Below are 18,463 nucleotides of genomic sequence, written 5' to 3'. Positions count from 1 at the left end.
TATCCTGAAAGATCCCTGAGCGACGATCAGACGCGTAGCATCGGCGGGTGCAGGAGCACGGCCGGTCCCCGGCGATAGAGCATGGCGGGCCTGCCGCCGTCCCTGGTGGTCGTACGGCCCGTCGGCATGAGGAACCCCTCGGTCTTGGTGACCTTGCGGTGGAAGTTGCGCGGGTCGAGCTGCCGCCCCCAGACGATCTCGTAAACACGGCGCAGCTCGGCCACGGTGAACTCCGGCGGGCAGAACGCCGCGCCCAGCGAGGTGTACTCCAGCTTGCCCCGGGCCCGCTCGACCCCGTCGAGCATGATGCGGCGGTGGTCGAAGGCCATCTCCGTCAGCTCGGCCACCGGCTGCCAGCTCATGTGCGCCTCGGTCGAGGCGGGCAGGTCGGGGGCGAGGCCCAGGTAGGCGACGCTGACCACCCGCTGACGGGGATCGCGGTCGGGATATCCGTACGTCTGCAGCTGTTCGAGGTGAACCTGGGCGCCCGGCAGCCCGGCCCGCTCGACCAGCACGCGGGCGGCGGCGGCCGGCAGGTCCTCCTCCAGCTTGATGAACCCGCCTGACAGCGCCCACCGGCCCTCGTACGGGGGCCGGTCGCGCCGCCAGACGAGTGCGCTGAGCTCCTGGGACCTGACGGTGAAGACGACCAGATCCACGCTGACCGGGATTCGCGGGATCACGACAGGCAACCTACACGTTATTGCGGTAGTAGACCGGCTCCGCCGCCTTCCTGCCGTCGGGGGCGGTCACGTCGACGCGCACCCACACCTTCTCCGGCACGCTCGCCCAGTCGACCGGGATCCAGATCTTCTCGGCGCCGACCGGCAGCCCCTCGATGGGCGCCGTGTCGTGTACGCCGGCCAGCACCGAGTCGACCACCCGCGGGGTCTCCACGCCGGTCCAGCTCAGCGTGACCTTGACGGTGCCGAGGTGGAAGCCCCGGATCTCCATACCGCCCTGGCCGTCCCGCTCGTCACGCCGTGCCTCGATCGCGATGGGCCGGTCCCAGTCGGCGGAGATCTCCTCGGACAGCGAGGGCGAGTCGCAGGTGAAGAAATCGCTCCACATGTACGAGATGATCTTGGAGACGTACGGCGCGGCCAGCGCGACCTGGGTGTCCAGCCGGGCCTTGTCCGTACGTCCCCGGGCCGACTGGCGGCCGCAGACGGCACCGCCGCCGGGCGTCGGCTCGAACGCCTCCACGTTGGCCCAGAGCCGCACGTCGACGCCCTCCTGGGCGAGCTCCTCCCTGGCCTGCGCCATCGCACGGTAGTAGTCGCGAGTCGAGCCGAGGTAGGCGTGGGCGTAGGTGCTGTCGCCGACCACGGGCTTCAGCCGCTCGTCCACCGGTTTGTTCTTCAGGTTGGGCCAGTAGAGGCCGAGCTTGCCGGTGCCCCGGCCGTCCTGCGGGGCGATGATGCCCACTCCGGTCCGGGCGAGGGCCTTGAACCCGGCGGCGACCTGCGCCGGAGTGGCGGTGAACTTCTTCTGCCTGCGGCCGTCGAGGTAGGGGCTGACGAGGATGGGTTTGCCCGGCAGCACCTGCTCGACGATCCGATGCTGCTCCTCGTAGACCTGGAGGGTCTGGAACTTGCCGGGGTCGGTCCAGTCGCGGATCTGCAGTTCGAAGGGCTGGTAGACGCCGCCGAGCGAGGCCCGGCCGGCGAAGCGGCCGCCGTAGTCCTGCAGGACGCGCCGGGTCAGCGTGGTGAGCGTGCCGATGTGCCGGGGATCGGCGGTCGCCGTCTTGACCAGGTCGCGCGGCGCGAGCGGCAGGGCGGGGAAGACCTGGATGCCGAACTGGTCCCCCAGGTCGAGCAGCTCGGACAGGCTGTCCTTCACCCCGGCCGAGACCAGGATCAGGTGATAGCGCCGCCCCTTGGAGGTGAAGTCGCACGTGGGGTCGTCCGAGCCGTCCTCGGGGGCGATCAGCCGGTAGAAGACGGCGCCGTTCACCTCGATCTCGTGCTCCATGGACGGGCAGCGGAAGATGCCCGGGCCGAAACGCTCGTCGGTGCGGTAGACGTAGGTCCAGGTGAGCATGTTGCCCGGGTTGGCGGCCTTGAGGTCCTTCTCGGCCGACTGCACGCAGGTGAGGCCGTTCTCCTCGCACTTGGCGTAGCGTCCGTCGGGCTTGGGGTCGCTCTGGGCCCCGTTCCCCGGGGTCACGGTCTTCGGGGTCGCGGTCTTGGGGGTCGCGGTCTTGGGGATCGCGGTCTTCGGGGTCGCGGTCTTGGGGCCGGCGCCGTCGTCCAGCCTGTTCAGGATCCGGCCCTCGTGGTCGACCGGGCGCGGCGACAGGCCGAAGCCGAGCCGTACGACCGTGTCCCCGCCCAGGCGGTGGATGGCCTGGAGCTGACGGCGCCAGGTGCACGGGTCGGAGGTGGGGATCAGCCAGTAGCCCGTGACGGCGTACGGCGTGGCAGCCGTGGTGTCGAAGGTGCCGCACGGGTCGGTGAACGCACTGGTCGTGGGCGAGGGCGGGCCCCCCTGCTGGGGCGAGGGCGAAACCGCCGGCGATGTGGCGCTGGCCGTCTGCGGCGCGGAACCCGCTTCTCTCAGGACGATCACGACGGATGCGACCCCCGCGAGGATCGCCATGCCCAGGATTAGGGTGAACCAACGCACGTTCAGGACACTACCGCCCGTCATTCAAATCAGATGATCAGCGGTTCTTGACGCCGCCCCAGGCTTCGAGCTGGGCGACGAACCGGCGCGCCGAGCTCGGCCAGTGATGGTTGGCACGGGCGGCGGCGTAGCCGCGGGCGCCGGTCGCGCGCCGCTCGGCCGCGTCGTTCCTGAGCCGGAGCACGGCCTGGGCCACCGCGTCCGGATCCTGCCAGGAGACCACGACGCCGCACTGGTAGCGCTCGACGAGCTCCACCGCACGCGGCGACGGCGTGGTGATCACCGGGATCCCGTGCGCCATGTACTCAATGATCTTAGTGGGCATCGAGTGCCGATAGTTCGGCTCGTCGTGCAGCAGGGACAGCCCGGCGAGCGCCCCGTCGAGCCGCTTCAGCGCCTCGTCGTTCGGCATGAAGTCACGCCACTCCAGCAGACCGCGGGCGACGGCGTCGTTGAGCACCGGCCTGCTCTGCGGGTCGGCGTAGCCGATCAGCTCGACCGCCACACGATGCGGCTGGAGCAGCCTGGCCACCTCGACCGCCTCACGCACGCCGCGGGCCTCCGACAGCCAGCCCAGATAGACCACCCGGTCGTCGCCGGGCGGGCTGACGGTGTCGGGCACCCACGTCTCGTTCGGCACGACGAGATGCACCTGCTTGAACCGTCCGGCGTAGGCCGTCTCCGCGAGCAGCAGGTGCAGGCGGCGTTCCGCCGTACCCTCCAGAAGCCGGGCGAGAAACCGCATCGGCGGTCGCAGGAACGCGGGCAGCCACGGCTTCAGCGAGAGCGTCGCGGGCGTGTCCTCGTGGACGTCCCAGACGACCGGCGGCCGGTTGCGCACCCCGGTCACCGCGAGCAGCAGCTCCGGGTCGTGGATGAGCGCGAGATCCACGCTGCCGCGCATGCTCTTGAACAGCTTGCGCGCGGCCCACACGGCCGACAGGCGTCGCCGTTCCGCCGCCCTGGGCAGATCCACCCCGTTGACCCACGAGCGGGGCATCACCCCGCGCGCGGTGTACGGCGCCGCGTACGTGACCTCATGACCTGCGTCGACGAGCGCGCGGATCTGCCGGTGCAGGATCCGGGCGTCCTCGGGGTGATGCACCACGGTCATGACGAGCACGTGCACGAGCGGACCCCTCCTACAACCGCTCGACGCGTTCGCCGGTCGCGAGCACGCCGCGAGTGTCGAGCACGAGCCGGGCCCGATTCTCCACCACGTCCAGATCGAATATGGAGTGCTGCTGGAGCAGCACGGTGACGTCGGCCGCCTCGACGGCCTCGGCCAGGTCCTCGGCACGAGGGATCGTTCTGCCCTCTATCTCCCACGCCGGGACGTGCGGATCGCAGTACGACAGCTCGGCGCCCAACTCCAGCAGCGCCTCGGCCACCGGGACCGCCGGGGTCTCGCGCTGGTCGGCGATGTCGGGTTTGTAGGTGACGCCGAGGAGCAGCACGCGGGAGCCGTTCACGGCCTTGCGCTCCCGGTTCAGCAGCCGCTGCACCCGGGCCACCACGTAGGCCGGCATCCGCTCGTTGATCTCCTGGGCGAGCTCGACGAAGCGGAAGGGATAACCGAGCTTGCGCACGGTGTACGACAGGTAGGACGGGTCGACCGGGATGCAGTGGCCGCCCACCCCCGGGCCCGGCAGGAACTTCTGGAACCCGAACGGCTTGGTGGAGGCCGCCTCGATGGCCTCCCACAGGTTCACGTCGAGCTCGTCACAGAAGATCGCCATCTCGTTCACGAGGGCGATGTTGACGTGGCGGTAGGTGTTCTCGAGCAGCTTGGCCATCTCGGCCTCGCGGGTGCCGCTGACCGGCACCACCCGCTCGACGAACCGGCTGTAGAAGGCCACCGCCCGGTCCCGGCAGGCGATCGTGTGGCCGCCGACGACCTTCGGAGTGTTGCGCAGGCCGTACTTGAGGTTGCCCGGGTCGATGCGCTCGGGCGAGTACGCCAGGTGGAAGTCCCGGCCGGCCACCAGCCCCGAGCGCCGCTCCAGCAGCGGCCGCACGAGCTGGTCGGTCGTGCCGGGCCAGGTGGTGGACTCCAGCACGACCAGCGTCCCCCGCTGGAGGCGCTCGGCGACCGCGTCGATCGCGCCCTCGACAGCGGACAGGTCCGGCCGGCGATCCTCGTCGAGCGGCGTCGGCACGCAGATGACGATGGTCTGCGAGCGCGCGAGCACCGAGGGATCCAGCGTCGCGGTGAAGCCGCTGGAGAGCATGGCGTCGAGATCGGCGTCGGTGATGTCGTCGATGTACGACCGACCGGCGCTGATGGCCTCGACCTTACGGGGATCGACGTCCAGGCCGGCCACCCGCAGGCCGCCCGCCGCGGCCTCCTTGACCAGCGGCATGCCCACGTAACCCAGCCCGATGACCGTGAGATCGACGGGGGTCACGGGACGACCCGGGTGGTGACCTGGGGGCGGAAACAACACTTCATGGTGGCAAAGGTTATCTCAACTTGGCACCAAGGACGTCTAATGCACCGGATGTTCAGGTGATTGGCTTCTCTCGGTAACTGTTTGGTAGATGTGCTGGTAGGTGCGAGCCAGACTGCTCCACGTCCGATGCGCCGCCACCTCGGCCTTCCCGGCCTCGCCCATCGCGCGGCGGCGCTCCGGATCGTCTCGCAGCGCGGCGAGGGCGTTCGCGAGCGCCGCCGGGTCGCCGGGCCGTACGAGAAGACCGGCCCCGCCCGTCCCCGACCCTCCCGAGGTCATGTCCGCGGCGCCTCCGGCGCCGAGGAGCTCGGCGAGCGCCGGCAGGTCGCTGAGCACCACCGGCTTCCCGAGCGCCATGGCCTCGACCGGCTTGAGCGGGGTGACCAGGCGGCAGACCCTCAGGTCCTCGCGCGGGCAGACGAAGATGTCGATCGCCGCCTGCGCCTGGAGCGCCTCGTCCGGTCCCACCCGGCCGGGCAGGATCGCGTCCCGCAGGCCGAGCCGTTCGACCTGCTCCAGCAGAGCCGGCCGCTCGGCGCCGTCGCCGACGAGGAGGACCCGCACCGGCGTCTTCGCGTCGCGCAGCAGCGCGGCAGCGCTCAGCAGCGTCGCGAAGCCCTCGTAGCCGACGATGCTCGACACCGAGCCGACGACGATCTCGTTCTCCGCGATGCCGTACTGCTGCCGGAAGGCCGCGCCGTCGTATTCCGCGGTGAGCAGCGCGTCGTCCACCGCGTTGGGCGCAAGGTGGATCCGCTCACGGGGGACGCCCCGCTCGACGATCTCGGCGGCCATCGTCTCCGCGAGCGTCACGACGGCGTCGGCGGCGCGCATGAGCGTCGCCTCGCGCTCGCGCTGCATGCGGTGGCGCTCGGTGCCGACCCGCCTGGGGTCGCGGGAGGCCCAGGTCTCCTCGAGGAATCCGCGCACCTCGTAGACGAACGGGGTGTTCGTCCGCTCGCGTACGGCCATCGCGACCGAGCCGTTGCGGTGATCGGTGGCGGCGTGCAGCACCTGCGGCCGCAGGGTGCGGACGAGCTCGGTCACGTCGGCGGCGCCGCGGATGATCCGGCCGCGGGTCTCGAACGGCACCTCACCCTTCGGCAGCAGCCGGTAGTACGGGATCTGGTCGATCTCTTCGTACGGCTCCGCCTCGGTGTGCCCCTGCAGCATCGGCCAGCCCCAGCTCGTCACCACGTGGGGGTCGAGCCCGGCGGCACGCTGCGCGGTGACGATCCGATGCGTGCGCACCGTGTAGCCGGCCTGCGTGTACGGCAGCGCGTTGGTGACCATGTGGAGCACCCGGCCGGGCACCCGCTCACCCATGATGACCTTGGGTTTGGGCGGGATCGGGTCGGGCCCGAGCGCGGCCATCTCGCCCTCGTAGTAGGCGATCCTGCGGCGGATGAACGGCCACCGCTGGTGGGGCTGCAGCGTCTTGACCGCCTGCGTCATGTTCCCCGTGTCGAAGTGCCCCTTCGCCTTCTCCATCGGCCCGTCGGCCATCCGGCGGAGGATCTTCCGGGCGACCCTCCGCACGCGCCGGGTGCCCACCCGCGTGTAGCGGGCCGCCGGCCAGGCGACGCGTCCGATCACCGGACGCAGCCCTGACGGCATGGCGTCCGCCGCGGCCTGGGCGACCCGTACGGGATCCGACTTGACCTTGCTCACGAAGATCCGTGAGACGACGACCGGGTTCCTCGCGAAGCCGCGGAGGAAACCGCCCAGGCCGACCTTGGCAGACGTGGCGGCTATCCGGGAAGCCTGCGTCGGAGCTGCCGGGGGCGTGGGAGGCGTAGTAGGAGTATTGGCCTCGGGTTGCACGGCGTGAACGTACCATAGGCAACGTTTGTCCCAGAGAGGTCAAACCACCGACGACCGGATGAAAGGCGTGGTCAATGAGGGACAATCCCCTCGTCCTGCACGTGCTGGGCGCCCGGCCCAACTTCGTCAAGGCGGCCCCGGTCGTGAAGGGCCTGGCCGAGCTCGGAGTGCGGCAGGGCATCGTCCACACGGGTCAGCACTACGACGCGCTCATGTCGGACGTGTTCTTCGCCGACCTGGGCCTGCCCGAGCCGATCGCCAACCTCGGCGTGGGCTCCGGATCTCATGCGCGGCAGACGGCCGCGCTGCTCACCGGCCTCGAAGAGGTGGTGCTGGAGCACTCCCCCTCGCTGGTGGTCGTCTACGGCGACGTGAACTCGACGCTCGCCGCCATCCTCGTGTGCGCCAAGCTGCACGTGCCGACCGCGCACGTGGAGGCCGGGCTGCGCTCGTTCGACCGGGGGATGCCCGAGGAGGTCAACCGGGTCGTCACCGACGCGCTGTCGGACCTGCTGTTCGCCACCTCGCCGGAGGCGCTGTCGCATCTGGCCGACGAGGGCGTCGATCCCGCGCGGGTGCACCTCGTCGGCAACCCCATGATCGACAGCCTGTTCGCCGCACTGCCCGGGCTCGACCCGGCCCCGGTGCAGGAGCGTCTGGGCGTGTCGGGCAGGTACGCGGTCGCGACGCTGCACCGGCCGGCCAACGTGGACGCCCCCGAGGCGGCCCGCGAACTCGTCGAGGCGGTGCTCGACGTCGCCGAGCAGATTCCGGTCATCGTGCCGCTGCACCCGCGCGGGCGGCAGCGGCTCGCCGAAGCCGGCCTCGTGGACCGGCGGAACCTCAAGATCGTCGACCCGCTCGGCTACATCGACTTCCTGTCGCTCGTACGGGGCGCAGCGCTGGTGGTGACCGACTCCGGAGGCGTACAGGAGGAGACGACCATGCTGGGCGTCCCGTGCCTCACCGTCCGGCCCAACACCGAGCGCCCGATCACCGTCACCCACGGGACCAACCGCCTCGTCACCCCCGCCGGGCTGGCCGCCGCCGCCGAGAAGGCGCTCGCCGATGGCGCGGCCACGCCGAGCGGGGAGCTGCCGCCCCTGTGGGACGGCGCGGCCGGACTCAGGATCGCCCGGGTGATCTCGGCCTGGCTGGCGGGCGAGAACCTCTCCCCCGCCTCCCGCGGCCGCGTCGACCACCCCCTCTTCCCGTGATCTTGCAGTTGCTCGCAAGCCATGGTCCCGACCTGCGTGAATCGACTCCGTGATCTTGCAGTTTCTCGCAGACGAGCCACCTGACCTGCGTCTCCACGCTTCGTGATCTTGCAGTTGGGAGTGCAAGATCACGGAGCGTGTTCTCGCTGCTCAGGGCATACCTCTGCGAGGAACTGCAAGATCACGAACGTGAAACCCCCGCTCACGGCCCGATGTGCGAGTATTCGCAAGATCACGGCCAGCTCGGGCATATCGGCACGAAGCGGGCGGTAGTCACCGTACGATGTCTTTTCCACAAAGGGGAGAAGCATGGCTGAGACGGACGAGACTCGTGAGACCGGCGCCCAGAACTCGGGCCAGACTCCGGAGGAGCCCCAGACGCCCGAGGAACCCCGGTTCAAGCGGCTGGGGGCGGCGAACTGGCTGCCCGAGGAGCGCAAGCACGTCGAGCACTACGAGCAGCGGATCCGCGACCTGGAGAACCGCCTCGCCTACCAGGAGGCCCGCGCCGACTACGCCGTCTGGCGGATCAAGGCAACCCAGGTCCAGCGTCCCTATCGGGTGGCGGAGGTCCTGACGAGCGCCGGGTCGAAGCCCGCCAAGTTCATCCGGCTCCCGCGCGACATCCGCAAGGCGATGAAGGACCGCAAGCGCGCGCCGCAGGCGCCGAAGCCGGCGATCGAGGTCGCCGCGCAGGCCGAGGCCAGGGGCCCCGAGGTCACCATCCCCAACCTGAAGTGGCCCGACGGCCCGATCGTGCGGCCGGACATGCCGGTCGCGGTGATCCTCGACGACTTCTCCCGCATGGCGTTCCGCTACGAGTGGGACCAGATCGAGTTCGGCCTGCAGGACTGGCGGGAGATCTTCGCCGAGAAACGGCCCGAGCTGTTGTTCTGCGAGTCGGCCTGGCACGGCAACCAGGGCCGGTGGCGCTACCAGATGACCGGGACCAACGCCCCCAAGCAGGAGTTGCGCGACCTGATCGCCTGGTGCCGGGACGAGGGCATCCCCACGGTCTTCTGGAACAAGGAGGACCCGCCCAACTTCGACTTTTTCATCGAGACGGCCAAGCTGTTCGACTACGTGTACACGTGCGACGGCGACATGATCCCGAAATATCGGGAGAAGTTGGGGCATGACCGGGTCGGTGTGCTGCAGTTCGCCGCCCAGCCGCGGATCCACAACCCGATCCAGACCAGGTACGGCCGGCCGTACGACATCGTCTTCGCGGGCATGTACTTCCGGGACAAGCATCCCGAGCGGCGCGAGCAGATGGAGACCGTCATCGCCCCGGCGCGCGACCTCGGCCTGCACATCTTCGCGCGCAACGACTCCGTGGCCGACAAGTACGCCTGGCCCGAGGAGTATCGCCCGCACATCGTGGGCGAGCTGCCGTACGAACGGATGCTGGCCGCCTACAAGATGTACAAGGTCTTCCTGAACGTCAACTCGGTGATCGACTCGCCGACCATGTGCGCCCGCCGGGTCTTCGAGCTGTCCGCGTGCTCGACGAGCGTGCTGTCGGGGTGGTCGCGGGCGATCGAGGAGACGTTCGGCGAGCTCATCCCGGTCGCCCACTCCCAGGAGGAGGCCTACAACCGGGCGATCTACCTCATCAACAGCCCGGAGCTGCGGGCCCGGCAGGGCCATCTCGCCATGCGTGAGGTGTTCGACAAGCACCTGTTCTCCCACCGGGTCGACCAGATCCTCACCGATCTCGGCCGCCCGGTCGCCCCGCGGTCGCCGTCGATCTCCGTCGTGCTGCCGACCAACCGGGCCGGCCAGCTCGGCCACGCGATCCACCAGGTGGCCCGGCAGCGTCACCGCAACCTGGAGCTCGTGCTGGTCCTGCACGGCCTGTCCGAGGACCCCGCGGTCGTGCGGGACAAGGCGCTGGCCGCCGGTGTGCCCGCGGTCAAGGTGCTCACCGCCGATCCCGCCTGGACGCTGGGCGAGGTGCTCAACCACGGCATCGCGCACACCGAGGGCGAGCTGATCGCCAAGATGGACGACGACAACATCTACGGCGAGCACTACCTGTCCGACCTGGTCCGGTCGTTCGACTACGCCGACGCCGAGATGGTCGGCAAGGGCGCCCACTACACGTACTTCCCCGCCCAGGACATCACGGTCCTGCGCCTGCCCGGACTGGAGCACCGGTACGCCCACCTCATCCAGGGCGCGACGATTCTGGCCAGGGCCGACCTGCTGCGGGCGTTCCCGTTCGAGCCGGTGAACGCCGGCGAGGACACCCGGCTCGTACGGCGATGCAAGGCGGAGGGCATCCGGATCTACTCGGCCGACCGGTTCAACTTCATCTACATGAGGGGATCGGACGCGACGGCCCACACCTGGCAGGCCGCCGACTACAAGCTGACCCGCAACGCCCAGTTCTGCTTCGCCGGCAACCCCGAGGCGCACGTTCTCATCTGACCCGTGCCCCTACGGGAGGAGGAGCGTCCGCCGTTGGGCACCACACGAGCGAGACGTGGCCGCCGGAGGCACGGCCATCGATCCCGAGGTCGTCGCACAACCGCTCACACGCACCCGCTCCGGCGGCGGGAAGGAATGCCGGGCGCTTTGCGATAGTTGCCCTGTTCCGGGACCTTCCCACCCAGGTGGGAGGGTCCCGCGTACGTACGCGAACGTTCAGGGGAGCCTTCCACGTGACCACGACGACATCGAAAGGCATCGGCCTGCGGTCAGAACGCGGGCCGGTGCTGGCCGCCGTCATGCTGTGCACGGCCCTGGTGGCACTGGACAGCACGATCATCGCCACCGCGGTGCCGTCCGTCGTCGCCGACCTGGGCGGGTTCTCTCAGTTCCCCTGGCTGTTCTCGATCTACCTGCTCACCCAGGCGGTGACCGTCCCCATCTACGGCAAGCTCGCCGATGTATTCGGACGCAAGCCCGTGATGTTCTTCGGCATCGCCGTCTTCCTCCTCGGGTCCATGCTGTGCGGCATCGCGTGGAGCATGCCGACGCTCATCCTGTTCCGCGCGATCCAGGGCATCGGCGCCGGGGCGGTCCAGCCCATAAGCGTGACGATGGTGGGCGACATGTACTCGGTGGCGGAGCGCGCCCGGGTGCAGGGATATCTGGCCAGCGTGTGGGGGGTCTCGGCGGTCGTCGGCCCCACGCTGGGCGGCGTGTTCTCCGAGTACGTGTCCTGGCGCTGGATCTTCTTCATCAACCTTCCACTCGGCGCCATCGCGGCCTGGACCCTCGCCCGGCGATTCAAGGAGCGGGTGACCCGCGGCTCACACCGGATCGACTACCTGGGCGCGGTGCTGCTCACCGCCGGTTCCTCCCTGCTCATCCTCGGCCTGCTGGAAGGCGGGGTGGCCTGGAGCTGGGGATCTCCGGTCAGCCTGGCCATCTTCGCCGCGGGCGTGGGCGGAGTGGTCGCCTTCGTCCTGGTGGAACGCCGGGCGGCCGAGCCGATTCTGCCGCTGTGGGTGTTCCGCCACCGCCTGCTGACCGGCGGCAACCTCGCCGCGCTGGGCATCGGCGTGCTCACCATCGGCCTCAGTTCCTACGTGCCCACGTACGCCGAGGGCGTGCTCGGCACCGGTGCGCTGGTGGCGGGCTTCACCCTGGCCACGATGAGCATCGGGTGGCCGCTCGCCGCGACGCTCTCGGGCCGCGTCTACATGCGCATCGGATTCCGCGACACGGCGCTGATCGGCAGCGTCTTCACCGTGGCCGGGGCCGTACTGTGCGTCCTGCTCGGCCGGCAGTCCCAGATCTGGCAGGTCGCGGTGGCGTGCCTGATCGTCGGCATCGGTCTGGGACTCACGTCGAGTCCCACGATGGTCGCCCTTCAGTCCTCCGTCGGGTGGGAGCGCCGCGGCGTGGTCACCGCGACCAACATGTTCTCCCGCTCGATCGGCAGCGCGGTCGGCGCTGCCGTACTCGGCGCGGTCTCCAACGCGACGCTGTCCAACCGCTTCGCCCACCCGCCCACCTCTGTGGCCGGCGACCAACTGCCCAAGAGCGTGGACGCCACGAGCTCGGTGCTGACCGGGCAGGGCGGCGCGGAGACCGGCTCGGCCGTACTGTCCTTCATCCGCGGCGCGCTGACCGACGCCGTCCACAACGTCTTCCTCGCGCTCCTCGTCGTGGCCGTGCTCATCGTGGGCGCGCTGCTTCTCCTGCCCAGCGGCCGTCCCCACGACGAAGCGGAAACCGGCTCCGGGACCGGTTGACCGGCCGGTCCCGGAGCCGCGAGTCGCGTCGACGCCGTCAGAGCACGCCGTAGAGCACTCTGTGGAGCACTCCGTTACGAGGCGGCGTCGATGACGTTCTTGGTGACCGGCTCGGCGCCGTTCCCGGTGACGGGCTCGGTGCCGTTCGCGCCGATCCCCAGCCCGTTGCCGCCGGCGAGCAGCGACCTGGCCAGGCCGAGGCCGGTGCCGCCGAGGGTGAGTGCCTTGGCGAGCATCTCCTCGATGCCCTGGGCGCCGTTCAGCACCACCATGTGGTCGACGTTGCCGAACGCCTTCGAGCCGGCCTCCACGATCTGCGGCCAGTTCTCGGCGAGCTGCTGGGCGATGACGGCCTCCTGGTTCTCGGCCAGCGCCTCCGAGCGTGCGCGAATTGCCTCGGCCTCGGCCAGGCCCTTGGCCTTGGCCGCCTCGGCCTCCGCCAGCCCGCGTGCCTTCGAGGCCTCGGCCTCGCTCAGACCCGTGGCCCTCGTCGCCGCGGCCTCGGCCTCACCACGCAGCCGGACCGACTCCGCCTCGGCCGCCGCCGCCTGCTTCACCTGCGACGCCTGTGCCGCAGCGCGCAGCTCGGTCTCCCGGGCCTCCGCCTCGGCCTGGGCGATGCGCGCGTCGCGCTCGGCCTGCGACAGCGTCACGGTCTCGTACGCCTTGGCGTCGGCCGGCTTGCGCACCTGCGACTGCAGCCGCTGCTCGGCGAGCTGTGCCTCCAGCTCGGCCGCCTTGGTCTCCTGGACCACGACCTCCTGTCGTGCGGTGGCGTCCGAAAGCGGACCTGCCTGCCTGGCCTTGGCCGCGGCCTGGTCGACCTCTGCCTGATATCCGGACTGCTGGATCTGCGACTCACGGATCGCCGCGGCCTTCTTGGCTGCGGCGACCTGCTCGGCCTCGGTGGCCTCCTGATCGCGCTGTGCCTCGGCGATGCGGGCCGCCGCCGCGACCTTCGCGGCATGCGGCTTGCCGAGGTTGAGGATGTAACCGGTCTCGTCGTCGATCTCCTGGATCTGCATCGAGTCCACGACCAGGCCGAGCTTGCTCATCTCGTCGGCGGCGGAACTGCGCGTCTCACTGGTGAGCCGCTCGCGGTTCAGGATGAGGTCCTCGACGGTCAGATTGCCGATGATCGAGCGGAGGTGACCGGTGAACAGCTCGTGGATGGCATCGTTCATGGAGTCCTGCTGATCCAGGAACCGCCGGGCCGCATTGGCGATGCTCACGAAGTCGTCGCCGACCTTGTAGATCACCACTCCGCGCACCTGGACCGGGATGCCCTGCTGGGTGACGCAGGACACCTGCAGATTGGCCGCCCGGCTGTCGAGCCTGAGCCGCCGTGCCGTCTGGAAGCCGGGCAGCACGGCGGTGCCCTTGCCGGTCACGATCTTGAAGCCGAGGCTGTCGGCGAATTCGTTCTTGGTCCTGGCGGCGAGACCTGAGATGATCAACGCCTCGTTGGGTTCGGCGACCCGCCAGACCAACTTGAAGAGCAGGATGACGATGAAGAGGACGACGACGATCGCGACGCCCAGAAACAGGAATTCCGTCGGCATTCACGCCTCCGTGATCGGGGGATAGGGACTCTCCCTGGTCAGACGAACGCTCGAGCGACGTAGACCGTACGCGGCGGTGAATACTCCACGATGACGACCATCGATCCGACGGGGAACTCCTCGTCCGGCACGCTGGGATGGGCGTAGAACGCCTCCACTCCACCGCGTACCGGCACCATCACCTCGCCGACAAGTCCTGGGCCGATCTTGCCCGTGACCCTGCCCTGCTTGCCGATCAAACCGTCACCCCGTCATCACGCTCCGTCGCCGACGGTACGGCGTGAAGCACATTGTACGATCCACCGCGCGTTCCCCTGTGCGGCCCACCCAGCGGCCTGCGACGGGGTCCGCGGCGTGGTCCGTCATGCAGCCCGTCATGTGGCCCATCGTGTAGTCCACCGCAAATGCGCACGTTACCCCGGATTACCGCGTTATGACAGCACCGGAAGGAAAGCCCTCCGGCGTCCGCCGCGACGCACCCGCTGTACGCGATTCGCCCTAGTTCAGATAACGGGCGACTTCTCATAATGGTTCCATATCAGTTCTTAAACGATCTACCGAGTTTTCGTCGTCAGGCACGGCCGAGGCCGGTGGCGTTGAGACTGGCCTCCCAGAGGGCCTCGGCGAGCGCCGGGTCGGACATCCGGCGCGGCACATCGACGGGAAGGCCGCGGACGAAGTAGCGCCCCGGGTGCGCGACGCCGTCCTGATCGGTGGCCAGGTGCACGATCCTGGCGGCCCCGGCCTCCACCGGTTCCGACATGCCGGGCAGCCGGGTGACCAGTCGCATATAGAAGGTGTCCGCCGCGAACCCGGTCCGCAGCACGCCCGGGTGCAGGCAGGTCGCGGCCAGGCCGTGCCCGGCCAGTGACACCGTGAACAACGCGTTGGCCTGCTTGGAATCCGCGTACTGCAGCCACCCGTTCCAGCGGCGCCGCTCCCGCGACAGGTCCGCGGGATCGAGGCGACCGGCCCTCGCCGCCCGGGACGAGGTGGTGACGACCCGGGCCGAGCACGCCCGCAACCGGTCGATCAGCAGGTTGGTCAGCAGGAACGGTGCGAAGTGGTTGACCTGCATGATCAACTCGTTGCCGTCCTCGGTGATCTGGCGCTTACCCGCCATGAGGCCCGCGTTGTTGATCAGGACGTCGATCCGCGGGCAGCGGTCGAGCAGCTCCCGCGCCAGTCGTCGCACCTGATCGAGGGAGGCGAAGTCGGCCACCAGGGTGTCCGCCGGGGTCCCGGTGATCGAGCCGACACGCTCGGCCACCCCGGCCAGCCTGGTCCGGTCCCGGCCGACGAGCACAAGTCGGTGTCCCTGCTTCGCGAGATCAAGGGCGGCAACTGCACCGATTCCGGCACTCGCCCCAGTGATCACAGTATTCATCAGATCCTCCCAATGCGCCAGAACTGTATCGGTGCTAGCCTTCTGTGCGATCTTCCGGAGGTGCATTTCCCCAAATGCGCGCGAGCCTCCAGCAATGCAGGAGTGGCCATGGGTTCGAGAAACCGGTCGATTCGGTTCAAGATCTTTCTGCTGCTGCTCCTCCCCCTACTGATGCTGAGCGCTATGTGGGGGTTTGTCCTAAGACTGACGGTTGGTGATGGCTTAGCCCTTTATAGGGCGAAGATCCTGTACGACACCCTCGGCGTGACCTCCACCGATCTCGGGCTGCAACTGCAGGCCGAGCGTGCCATCACCGCCAAGTTACTCAGCTCCGGCCAGAACATCTCGGCCGAGCTCAGCACGCAGCAGAAGAAGACCACCGAGTCGCTCGACAAGTTCGTCGGAACCGCCGACGACGAGGACGTCCGCGGATCGGTCGGCGAGGAGCTCGACACCACCCTCGACTCGGTGCTCGACTCGTTCGAACGCCTGTCCTTCATCCGTGAGGCGATCGCGACGGGCCGGTTCAATCGGCTGCAGGCCATCGACGGCTACAACGGACTGATGGACCAGCTGTTCGTCCTGTACGAGAGGCTCGTCTCCGTCCCGGACCTGGCCATCTTCCAACAGGCCGGCGCGATGCAGGGCATGGGCAACGCGTACGAGATGATCGCTCGCGAGGACGCCCTGATCCGGGGGGCCCTCGTCAGCGAACGGCTGACGCAGGAGGAGCAGAACGCCTTCAGCGAGTGGGTCGCCACCCGCCGCTTCCTCTATCGGAAGAACCGGTCGGTCCTGAGCGGCGAGATGCGGGCGCCGTACGAGAGAGTGCTCGGCTCCCCGATGTTCGCCCGTTTCTCCGACCTCGAAAACCTGATCGTCAACCAGGTGCGCTCGGGTGGTCCCCTGCCGGCGGAAACGGACAAGTGGCAGGCCACGGTCCAGCACATCACCTCGGAGCTCGACTCCGCCCGCGCCTCGGCGACCGAGGCGCTCAACGTGGAGTCCACCTCCACAGCGGGCGGGATCATGACCCGCATCCTGATCGCCGGCGGCCTCGGCCTCATCGCGATCTCCATCACCATCGTCTTCTCGGTACGGTTCGGCCGCCGCCTCGCCCGCGATCTCGCTGATCTGCGGGACGCCGCGCTCGACCTCGCCGACGTACGACTGCCACGAGTCGTCGCGAAGCTCAAGCAGGGCGAGGACGTCGACGTCGCGGCCGAGGCGCCGCCCATCCGCGCGGGCGGATCACTCGAGGTCGAGGACGTCGCCCACGCCTTCGCCTCGGTGCAGCGGACCGCCGTCGAGGCCGCGGTCGGCCAGGCCAACCTACGCAAGGGCGTCAGCCAGGTCTTCCTCAACCTGGCCCGGCGAAACCAGGGCCTGCTGCACCGCCAGCTCACCCTGCTCGACACGATGCAGCGCCGTACCGACGATCCGGATGCCCTGCGAGAACTGTTCCGGCTGGACCATCTGACGACCCGGATGCGCCGCCACGCGGAGAGCCTCATCATCCTGTCCGGCTCCGCTCCCGGCCGGGCCTGGCGCAAGCCCGTGCCGGTCATCGACGTCGTACGCGCCGCGATCGCCGAGGTCGAGGACTACACCCGCATCTCGTTGATGCCGATGCCGGACGCTTCCATCACCGGCGCCACGGTGGCCGACATCGTGCACCTGATCGCGGAGCTGATGGAGAACGCGGCGGTCTTCTCGCCACCGCAGACGAAGGTGCAGGTGCGCGGCGAGGTCGTCGCCAACGGGCTGGTGCTCGAGATCGAGGACCGCGGTCTGGGGCTGGAGCCGGAGAAGTACGACGAGATCAACAGACGGCTGGCCGACCCTCCCGAGTTCGACCCGGCGGACAGCGACAGGCTCGGCCTGTTCGTCGTCAGTCAGCTCGCCGGTCGGTACGGAATCAACGTGATCCTGCGCAGTTCGCCGTACGGCGGAACGACCGCGATCGTGCTCGTCCCGCGTACCCTGCTGGCCGACGACAGGACCCCGCCGACGATCAGCGGATCGGCCGAGCATGTCCCGGTCGCTTCCACGTCGACCGCCTCCCTTCCGCCCACCGCTCACGTCGTGGAGGCACCGAGCTCCCGCCGAGTGCGCGGCGCTCGCACGAGGGCCACGCTCAACCACGGCGAACGACGGGACGAGTACCCCGACGGGGAGCGGACCGACGCCGAGTCCTCACCGTTCTTCACTCCCGCCTCGCTGCGGACCGAGGCCGTGCCCTCTGCCATCAGAGACGACCTGGACGAACAGAGTTCCCACGACCCCACCTCCCGTTACCCCGGACCTCGAACGGATTCCCGGTCGCCGGATTCCGAGTCGCGAGATTCCGAGTCGCAAGATTTCGGGGCGGCGGATTTCGGGGCGGCGGGTTCCGGCTTGGGCGTTCCGGAGCATGCCTCCGTCAGGCACAATGAGCCGGAACAGAAGGGTTTGAAGCCGGACGATATCCGTCAGAATGGATCGGCCGGGAACAGCTCCCAGCCGGTGAGAGGGTCCATCGCGAACGGCACGCATGCCGGATTACCACGCCGGGTGCGCCAGGCCAGCATCGCGCCGCAACTCCGAGGCCAGCCACCGCTGGCGGCGCCGACCCCGGACACGGCCCCCGACAGCCGCTCCCCGGAGGAGGCCAGGGCGATGCTCTCCGCGATCCAGCGGGGCGCACAGCGCGGCCGCGAGGAGTCGGAGCAGCCGGACGACGGCACACCCGGCGACCGGCCACGGAACACGCACGGCGAGAAAGGTGAAGAATGACCGGCAAAGCGACGTCGACCGGCGAACTCAACTGGCTGCTCGACGATCTCATCAGCAGGGTCGCCGCCGTACGACAGGCAGTGATCCTCTCCACCGACGGCCTCGTCGTTGGAGCCTCCCAGGGGCTGAGCCGAGAGGACGCGGAGCACCTGTCCGCGGTCGCCGCCGGCTTCCAGAGCCTGGCGCGCGGTGCGGGACGCCACTTCGGAGGCGGCGAGGTCCGGCAGACGATCGTCGAGATGGAGTCCGCGTTCCTGTTCGTGACGGCGGCCGGTCAGGGCACCTGCCTGGCCGTGCTCGCGGACTCCGACGCGGACGTCGGCCACATCGCGTACGAGATGGCCATGCTCGTCAAGCGTGTCGGCCAGCACATCTCGACGAACCCCCGGCGGATCTCTCCGTGAGA

General features: G+C 69.3%; 13 protein-coding genes. 5 read left to right on the top strand and 8 right to left on the bottom strand.

Annotation, left to right across the window (positions count from 1 at the left end; genetic code table 11):
• Positions 1-26 precede the first annotated feature (26 nt).
• The 5 genes from ACQP1K_RS01735 to ACQP1K_RS01715 form a co-directional block, all read right to left on the bottom strand.
• Positions 27-683, bottom strand: coding sequence for an NUDIX hydrolase (locus ACQP1K_RS01735; protein ID WP_433499104.1), 657 nt, complete (start codon positions 681-683; stop codon positions 27-29).
• A 10-nt stretch (positions 684-693) separates the two neighbouring features.
• Entirely contained in the window at positions 694-2,631 is a 1,938-nt protein-coding gene (locus ACQP1K_RS01730) for a DUF4434 domain-containing protein (protein ID WP_433499103.1), read from the bottom strand.
• 37 nt (positions 2,632-2,668) lie between these two features.
• Complete coding sequence (locus tag ACQP1K_RS01725; RefSeq protein WP_433499102.1) at positions 2,669-3,760, bottom strand: glycosyltransferase; 1,092 nt, start codon at positions 3,758-3,760, stop codon at positions 2,669-2,671.
• 13 nt (positions 3,761-3,773) lie between these two features.
• Complete coding sequence (locus tag ACQP1K_RS01720; protein WP_433499101.1) at positions 3,774-5,039, bottom strand: nucleotide sugar dehydrogenase; 1,266 nt, start codon at positions 5,037-5,039, stop codon at positions 3,774-3,776.
• 81 nt (positions 5,040-5,120) lie between these two features.
• The gene (locus tag ACQP1K_RS01715) at positions 5,121-6,755 is read right to left on the bottom strand and encodes a glycosyltransferase (protein ID WP_433499100.1); all 1,635 of its coding nucleotides are present in this window, start codon (positions 6,753-6,755) and stop codon (positions 5,121-5,123) included.
• Between the two features lie 227 nt (positions 6,756-6,982).
• Between ACQP1K_RS01715 and wecB the strand changes: the two genes are divergently transcribed.
• The 3 genes from wecB (at position 6,983) to ACQP1K_RS01700 (ending at position 12,333) form a co-directional block, all read left to right on the top strand.
• Positions 6,983-8,125: a non-hydrolyzing UDP-N-acetylglucosamine 2-epimerase gene (wecB, locus tag ACQP1K_RS01710; RefSeq protein ID WP_433499099.1), complete on the top strand. Its 1,143-nt coding sequence runs from the start codon at positions 6,983-6,985 to the stop codon at positions 8,123-8,125.
• Positions 8,126-8,434: 309 nt separating this feature from the next.
• On the top strand, positions 8,435-10,558 hold the full coding sequence (locus ACQP1K_RS01705) for a glycosyltransferase family protein (protein WP_433499098.1): 2,124 nt from the start codon (positions 8,435-8,437) through the stop codon (positions 10,556-10,558).
• Positions 10,559-10,791: 233 nt separating this feature from the next.
• Entirely contained in the window at positions 10,792-12,333 is a 1,542-nt protein-coding gene (locus ACQP1K_RS01700) for an MDR family MFS transporter (protein WP_433499097.1), read from the top strand.
• 74 nt (positions 12,334-12,407) lie between these two features.
• Here the strand turns inward: ACQP1K_RS01700 and ACQP1K_RS01695 are convergent, their stop codons facing one another.
• From ACQP1K_RS01695 to ACQP1K_RS01685, 3 genes are all read right to left on the bottom strand, one after another.
• Positions 12,408-13,895: an SPFH domain-containing protein gene (locus tag ACQP1K_RS01695; RefSeq protein WP_433499096.1), complete on the bottom strand. Its 1,488-nt coding sequence runs from the start codon at positions 13,893-13,895 to the stop codon at positions 12,408-12,410.
• A gap of 38 nt (positions 13,896-13,933) precedes the next feature.
• Positions 13,934-14,134, bottom strand: a complete 201-nt coding sequence (locus ACQP1K_RS01690) for a hypothetical protein (RefSeq protein WP_433499095.1) — start codon at positions 14,132-14,134, stop codon at positions 13,934-13,936.
• 332 nt (positions 14,135-14,466) lie between these two features.
• A complete protein-coding gene (locus ACQP1K_RS01685) occupies positions 14,467-15,282 on the bottom strand; it encodes an SDR family NAD(P)-dependent oxidoreductase (RefSeq protein ID WP_433499094.1) in 816 nt (271 codons plus the stop codon).
• Between the two features lie 264 nt (positions 15,283-15,546).
• Between ACQP1K_RS01685 and ACQP1K_RS01680 the strand changes: the two genes are divergently transcribed.
• Positions 15,547-18,057 carry a nitrate- and nitrite sensing domain-containing protein gene (locus ACQP1K_RS01680; RefSeq protein ID WP_433499093.1) on the top strand — a complete coding sequence of 837 codons (2,511 nt, stop codon included), beginning with the start codon at positions 15,547-15,549 and terminating at the stop codon, positions 18,055-18,057.
• Positions 18,054-18,461 (top strand): roadblock/LC7 domain-containing protein, encoded by a 408-nt coding sequence (locus ACQP1K_RS01675; protein ID WP_433499092.1) that lies wholly within the window; start codon positions 18,054-18,056, stop codon positions 18,459-18,461. Before ACQP1K_RS01680 ends, ACQP1K_RS01675 begins: the two co-directional genes overlap by 4 nt.
• Positions 18,462-18,463 lie beyond the last annotated feature (2 nt).

Source organism: Sphaerimonospora sp. CA-214678, assembly GCF_050942215.1.
GTDB lineage: Bacteria > Actinomycetota > Actinomycetes > Streptosporangiales > Streptosporangiaceae > Sphaerimonospora.
The sequence above is the reverse complement of the archived record's forward strand: the minus strand, read 5'-3'. Positions and strand labels throughout refer to the sequence as shown.

Bases quoted from the DNA above. Each gene is read 5' to 3' on its own strand.
- wecB (WP_433499099.1), top strand. From the start codon at position 6,983: ATGAGGGACAATCCCCTCGTCCTGCACGTGCTGGGCGCCCGGCCCAAC.
- ACQP1K_RS01705 (WP_433499098.1), top strand. From the start codon at position 8,435: ATGGCTGAGACGGACGAGACTCGTGAGACCGGCGCCCAGAACTCGGGC.
- ACQP1K_RS01695 (WP_433499096.1), bottom strand. From the start codon at position 13,895: ATGCCGACGGAATTCCTGTTTCTGGGCGTCGCGATCGTCGTCGTCCTC.
- ACQP1K_RS01685 (WP_433499094.1), bottom strand. From the start codon at position 15,282: ATGAATACTGTGATCACTGGGGCGAGTGCCGGAATCGGTGCAGTTGCC.
- ACQP1K_RS01675 (WP_433499092.1), top strand. From the start codon at position 18,054: ATGACCGGCAAAGCGACGTCGACCGGCGAACTCAACTGGCTGCTCGAC.